A 6,152-nucleotide genomic window follows, 5' to 3' on the forward strand; every position below is an offset into this window, starting at 1 on the left:
GGCAGTTTTGTTCAATACGCGCACCATCAGGCTCTCTATCTTGACGCCTGGTTCAATTGACTGAGCAGGTGTGCGATGAGTTTGATCATGTCCATGGCGGCGTTTGCATTGGCCGCTTCAATAACGCCGGGGCCGGTGAATATCGTGGCGCTGGGTTCGGGCGCGCGCTTCGGTTTTCGCGCCAGTCAGCGGCATGTGGCCGGAGCGACGCTGGGGTTTGTGCTGCTGCTGGTCCTGATGGGGTTGGGTTTGCATGAGCTACTGCAATGGTGGCCGGCAATGACGCAAGTGGTGCAATGGGCCGGGGTAGCGTTCCTTCTGTACATGGCGTTCAGACTGGCCGCCGACAACGGCCAGCTGGAGGCCAAGGACAGTGGCCGCGCGCCATCGATGCTCTATGGCGCGGTCATGCAATGGCTCAACCCGAAAGCCTGGCTGGCCTGCGTGGCCGGCATGGGCGCGTTCGTCGCCGATGGCGAGGCCCACCTGGTGTGGCAGTTTGCTGCGGTGTACCTGGTGATTTGCTACGTGTCGGTCGGATGCTGGGCCTACGCCGGGACGTTCTTGCGTGGCTACCTGGACAACCCGACGGGCATGCGCGTGTTCAATCGGTTGATGGCGTTGTTGTTGGCGGTGAGTGCGGTGTACTTGGTGTTGCCAGAGATGCACTGACACGCCATTTTGTGGTGTGCAGGGTTACTCCGTGAGAGCTGCCCGACCCATTTCAAGGTGGTGCACAGAAACGTGACTTCAGGAAAGCTTCAGGCCCTGAGGGCCCCCGCTTCGGTATTTCGTGACAACGACTCATGATGAGCGAAATTTGCAATCATCAGCCAAGGGCTGTTTGGCATCCTGCGCCGGTCGAATTTTTTGTGGCGATTGTGGCGCGGTCGACCGTCGTCGTTCATGCGACCGGAGCCACTTCTCAATGCCTCGGGAAATGTCCAATCATAAAAGGAAAAATGAATGACGTTAATTACCCCGCGGCAAATCTCAGCAAGTATTTCGAACACCGGCGATAGGATTGAAAGTTCATCAGCGAGCCTCCCGCAACATTCTCAGCCAATAGACAGGCTCGCTGCACAGGTCATTAAAGCTTCAAATTCTTCAGTGCAGTTTTCAAAGGGATCTGCAAGTGGTGACGTCCATATCGGTATCATTTACCGGCCAGATAACTTTGGTGCTGGGCATGCTTTGTACGATAAACCTCCGGTCCGTACGATGAGTCAGTTGAATCCCATGATCGGTGAACCGATCACCTTGCCCAAGAGCCTTTCCAACATCAATTTTACTCGAAACAATAAAGAGGATGCGCAGAAAAGTAAGGAGGTCATTCAACGCCGACAGGAGGCTTTTCAACAGCCAGCGCATGAACACAATAGCGGACTAAGTGAAGTGCATGGGCTGTTCATCCCGGGCGCCCCATCGGCAGTGCATAGTCAGCAGGGGGAAGCCATTAACATACCGAGCCAAAATAGCAAACATAAATCGAAGCGCAACGAACTGGATAGTCGTGCGCAGTTCGAGCACCGAAGTATTGCAGAGGCGCGGTTGCATGGGAAACCGGTATTGGCTATCTGCGCCGGAGCGTGGCGTTTGGCCGAAGCATATGGGGGCTGCACAGAGACATTTGGTGGCAGCGAGCTTAAAAAACACTACAGCCCAGGTGCTGATACCATGAATGTGGGTCACGACGTCGACATAACGCTTTCGCATACAAACCTAAGCGGTACGATGCCGAAAAAAGACGAGCATGGATATAACGGGCAGCCTTCTGCTATGCGAGATGACAAATTGGGGTGGGTGAACACTACCCACTGGGCTAGCGTGAAGGCGAACGAGGATGGCACCTTGGCCAGCGCACTCGAGACTCCAACCCCAACCCCAGCGCCAGGTTTACGCGAACTGCAGAATCAATCAAAGTTGCCGACAACCCCAAGTGAATTGATTATAACTGCAACTTCGGAAGGTAAAGTCGAAGCATTCGAAACCCGCCATGGCGCGCCAGTAATGGGTGTGCAGTGGCATCCAGAGGCGTATCTTCCTGGAATGAGTGGTCGAGATCCGATTTCTCAAGAAGTGATGGGGCTTCAATCTCCGAAAGAGTACGATGCCTATTTACGCAATCATGAAAGAACTGTCGCGCAATCGGATAATCTATTCAAGGCATTTGGACAAAGTGCAGCGGCATATCGAGGGCGTCAGGAAGTTAATCAAGAGATTAAAGAGCGCCAGCTGAAGTATGATCGCGATTAAACGGTGCGGATTGGCTGGGAATATCGAGTGTATTCACCAATATGCCATCAGGTAATCGGAGCAGGCGGCTCGTTGTGCAACTGCTCGTGTTCACCCCCGATACTGCCCCGGTGTCGCCGCCAGATGCTGCTTGAACGCCCGCTGGAAATGCGCTTGGTCGGCAAACCCCGCTTCCAGCGCCACGTCGGCGATCAGCTTGCCATTGCGCAGTTGATCCTGGGCAAACTGGATACGCCGGTTGACCAGGAAGGCGTGGGGCGTCATGCCGTAATGCTGCTTGAACGCGCGGATCAGGTAGGAGGGCGACAACTGCGCCGCTTCGCAGATATCTTCGAGCTTGAGCATTTGCGTGCAGTGCTCGCGGATGAAGTCGGCGGCGCGTTCGAGCTTGAAATTGGGCTCGTGCAGCGGTTGTTCGGCCGGGTTCAGGCGTAGTTGCACCTCGGTGAAAAATTCCACGGCCGCGCTGTGTTTACCCAACACGTCTTGCTGGGCATCGACCAGCACCTGATGCAACGCCTGCAATCCAACGAACAAAGCACGGTCCGCGGTGTGGGTGGCCGCGAACCGGCGAAACGCCAGATCGTTGCCGAACCCGAGTTGATGCTGTAAATCGGTGAGCCACGGGGTGTCGACGTACAGCATCAGGTACGACCAGGGCTGGTCATCGATTGGATTGCAGGCATGGACATCACCGGGGTTCATCAGCACGACGGTCCCGGCGCAGACCTCGAAGTTCGATTGCTCATGGACATAGGTACTGCGCCCGGCGGTGATCGCACCGATGGAAAAGTGCTCGTGGGCATGCCGGGTGTAACAGACCTCGCGTCCGTCGGCGATGGAGCGGGCTTCGATGAAGGGCAGGGCATCATCGCGCCAAAAGCGCGGTGCCTTGTCGGTGTCCCTGGTCTTTGCGGGCTTCATGATCAATCCTTGGCAGATCAGCGCCTGAGTGTATTAGCTCTCGCCTTCAAAGGCTCGTTTCAGTTCGGCGATATCGAGTTTTTTCATGTGCATCATGGCCAGCATCGCGCGCTGGGATTTTACCGTGTCGGGATCCTTGATCATTTCCATCATCGCGACCGGCACGATCTGCCAGGACACGCCGAATTTGTCCTTGAGCCAGCCGCATTGCTGTGCTTCGACCGGCCCACCGGCAGACAGGCGTCCCCAGAAGTGGTCGACTTCTTCCTGGGTCTGGCAGTTGACCTGGAACGAGATCGCTTCGTTGAAAGTGAAGTTCGGGCCACCGTTGAGACCGGTGAAGGTTTGCCCGTCGAGTTCGAAGCTGACCGTCATGACCGAACCGACTTCCCGGCCGTGGAACTCTTTTCCAGCCTCGCCGTAGTGAGTGATGGCGGTTATTTTCGAATGATCGAAGATCGCACAGTAGAACTTGGCGGCCTCTTCGGCCTGACCATCGAACCACAGGCAAGGGGTGAGTTTTTGCACATGTAGCATGGCGGGTCTCCTTGGCAGGTTTTTGCAGGCTGGATTATCAGCGTAGCTAGCCTGGGGCGGCCTGGTCGTGCCGTAGATCGCCGAGTGTGTAAGGATTTTCTACAGAATGTTGTCAATATGACTGCGACCTGAGTCATGCTGACTACGCCTTTAGCGAGTCGTTGTGACCAGTACGTTCTCAGGGCCCTGATTTTCATGGGTTAATTGGGTGGCACGCGACTTGATAAGTCCAACGTACAACTGAACTGCTACAGGAGTACGGAAATGTTCCATGTCTTCAGCAATGCTCAGAATGTCCTGCACCTATCCAGCCGTGTGTTGGGCGTTGGCCTGGCGATGTTACTGGCCGGCATCTACGGCGCTTACCTCCATGCTGGCCATCTGTCGATCGTTGCACTGGTGTCGTTGCATGCCATGACCATCGTCGGACCGACCCTGCTGAAAATCGGCTACGTCATGCGCCTGCTGGCCCAACACCGGTTGAGCAAACCTCAGTTCGTGGCGCTGGCCTGATGCGTAAACTGTCCGCTGCTCCCGTCTTCAGCCTTGGTTTTAGACCGTTCTTTCTCGCGGGTGCCGCGTTTGCCGCAGTGGCGGTGGCCATCTGGGCCCTGTGGCTGTACGGGCGTTTGCCCGAAGCGCAACCGGTAGGAGGCATGCTCGCCTGGCATCGGCACGAGATGCCGTTCGGGTTCGCCGTGGCGATCATTGCCGGTTTTCTGCTGACGGCGGTGCCGAACTGGACCGGCCGCCCCGGGCTCAACGGTTGGCCACTGATCGGGCTGGTGCTGATCTGGTTGCTGGGGCGACTGGCCTGGTTACTGCCGATTTCTCCTGCAGGGGTGCTGCTTTCGCAACTGCCTTTCTTGCCGTTGTTGGCCTGGGTGCTGGGACGAGACCTGGTGGCTGCTGGCAAGCGTGAGAACTATCCGATTCTGCTGCTGATCACCTTGCTGGCCGGTTGTCAGCTCATGACACTGTGGGGGCTCTGGACTGATGACACAGGTTTGCAGCGACGTGGTGTATTAGCGGCCTTATGGCTGGTAGGCGCACTGATGAGCGTGATTGGCGGGCGGGTAATTCCGTTCTTCATTCAACGCGGCTTGAACCGTCCGGCGACGCCTGCAGCCAATCCATTACCCACCAAGGTGCTGATGGTGAGCGGGTTGTTGGCGGCGGTGACGTTTGCCATCGGTTTGAATGACGTGCCCAGGTTTTGGCTGGCGGCGTTGTTTTTATTGATGGGCAGTCTGCATCTGTTGCGCCTGTGGCGTTGGCATGACCGGGGTATGTGGCGTGTGCCGCTATTGTGGTCGCTGTACCTGTCTTATGCCTGGCTGGTAGTGGCGGTGTTTGCCATGGCGCTGTGGCATCTCGGCCTGATGCCGCAACAGAGTCTGGCCACGCATTCGTTGGCGGTGGGCGGTATTGGCGGGTTGATTCTGGCGATGATTGCGCGGGTTAGCCTGGGGCATACCGGTCGGCCGCTGCTACCCTCGAAAGCAATCGTTGCGGGGTTTGCCCTGGTGCTGTTGGCGGCTTTGTCACGGGTGTTGCTGGTGCCGTTCGCCGGGTGGGGATTGGGGGTGTCGGCATTGCTTTGGTGTGTGGCGTTTGTGCTGTTTCTGTGGCGTTACACAGGTATTTTGTTCAGCCCGAGGGCGTAGGAGTCAGGCTTGCTGGTGAAGGCGTCCTGGCAGACGATAATTGTCTTTCAGGTGTACATATCCGTTCCTGCGGTAACGGCCACCTAGGGTTTCGCTTTTACTGTAGGAGCCAGGCTTGCCGGTGAAGGCGTCCTGGCGGCCAATGGGGATTTGTGACTGAGTACATATCCATTGCTGCGGTAACGATCACTTATGGTTTCGCTTTTACTGTAGGAGCCAGGCTTGCCGGCGAAGGCGTCCTGACGGCCAATGGGGAATTTTGACTGAGTACATATCCATTTCTGCGGTAACGACCACTTATGGTTTCGCTCTTACAGCGAGTCACTTGGAAAAGCCCCAAGTAACCAAGGGCTCTTGCCCCTGGCGTTCGGTGCCTCGCTCCGGTCCTGCTCCGTGGGTCGCCGCGATGGGCCATCCTTGGCCCAGCGCGGCTAAACCGGCATCCATGCCGGTTTACCCACTGCGCAGAACCTCCACTCGGCCTCTCGAGGGGGCAAGAACATCAAAAGCCAGATCACCATCAAAAACGAGGCGGCCTTAAAGCCGACCTGACCGGAAGCCATACGCATACCTTCTGTAGGAGCGAGCATGCTCGCGAAAAACCTGAGAGCACTGCGGGCTACCAGGTGCCCGGCGTTATCGTTGACGACCATCGCGACGGTGCGACGATTCGACATGCTCGCTCCTACATGGGGATCCAGGTTCACCCGTAACAGTCAGGTCGGCTTTAAGGCCGCCTCGCTTTGCTGTTGATCGCGAGCGCCCCGT

The 6,152-nt window shown here is 56.9% G+C and carries 7 protein-coding genes; 4 read left to right on the forward strand and 3 right to left on the reverse strand.

The annotated features are described in order from the left end of the window. The first annotated feature begins 75 nt into the window (after positions 1-75). Both AC1Q8Q_RS18260 and AC1Q8Q_RS18265 read left to right on the forward strand, forming a co-directional pair. On the forward strand, positions 76-672 hold the full coding sequence (locus AC1Q8Q_RS18260; protein ID WP_020796307.1) for a LysE family translocator: 597 nt from the start codon (positions 76-78) through the stop codon (positions 670-672). A gap of 294 nt (positions 673-966) precedes the next feature. Beyond that, a complete protein-coding gene (locus AC1Q8Q_RS18265; protein WP_492599211.1) occupies positions 967-2,256 on the forward strand; it encodes a gamma-glutamyl-gamma-aminobutyrate hydrolase family protein in 1,290 nt (429 codons plus the stop codon). Between the two features lie 90 nt (positions 2,257-2,346). Here AC1Q8Q_RS18265 and AC1Q8Q_RS18270 read toward each other — a convergent pair whose 3' ends face one another. Both AC1Q8Q_RS18270 and AC1Q8Q_RS18275 read right to left on the reverse strand, forming a co-directional pair. After that, complete coding sequence (locus tag AC1Q8Q_RS18270; protein WP_020796305.1) at positions 2,347-3,180, reverse strand: AraC family transcriptional regulator; 834 nt, start codon at positions 3,178-3,180, stop codon at positions 2,347-2,349. A gap of 33 nt (positions 3,181-3,213) precedes the next feature. Beyond that, positions 3,214-3,717: a VOC family protein gene (locus tag AC1Q8Q_RS18275; protein WP_020796304.1), complete on the reverse strand. Its 504-nt coding sequence runs from the start codon at positions 3,715-3,717 to the stop codon at positions 3,214-3,216. A 264-nt stretch (positions 3,718-3,981) separates the two neighbouring features. Here AC1Q8Q_RS18275 and AC1Q8Q_RS18280 point away from each other — a divergent pair, with 264 nt between their 5' ends. Together AC1Q8Q_RS18280 and AC1Q8Q_RS18285 are read left to right on the forward strand one after the other, a co-directional pair. After that, positions 3,982-4,230, forward strand: a complete 249-nt coding sequence (locus AC1Q8Q_RS18280; RefSeq protein ID WP_020796303.1) for a hypothetical protein — start codon at positions 3,982-3,984, stop codon at positions 4,228-4,230. Continuing rightward, positions 4,230-5,384, forward strand: a complete 1,155-nt coding sequence (locus AC1Q8Q_RS18285; RefSeq protein WP_168758008.1) for an NnrS family protein — start codon at positions 4,230-4,232, stop codon at positions 5,382-5,384. The genes AC1Q8Q_RS18280 and AC1Q8Q_RS18285 overlap by 1 nt, the downstream gene beginning before the upstream one ends. A gap of 431 nt (positions 5,385-5,815) precedes the next feature. On the opposite strand, the gene AC1Q8Q_RS18290 is transcribed toward AC1Q8Q_RS18285, so the two are convergent. Continuing rightward, the gene (locus AC1Q8Q_RS18290) at positions 5,816-6,061 is read right to left on the reverse strand and encodes a hypothetical protein (RefSeq protein ID WP_151141892.1); all 246 of its coding nucleotides are present in this window, start codon (positions 6,059-6,061) and stop codon (positions 5,816-5,818) included. Positions 6,062-6,152 lie beyond the last annotated feature (91 nt).

Source organism: Pseudomonas sp. GW823-FHT06B06 (genome assembly GCF_058795195.1).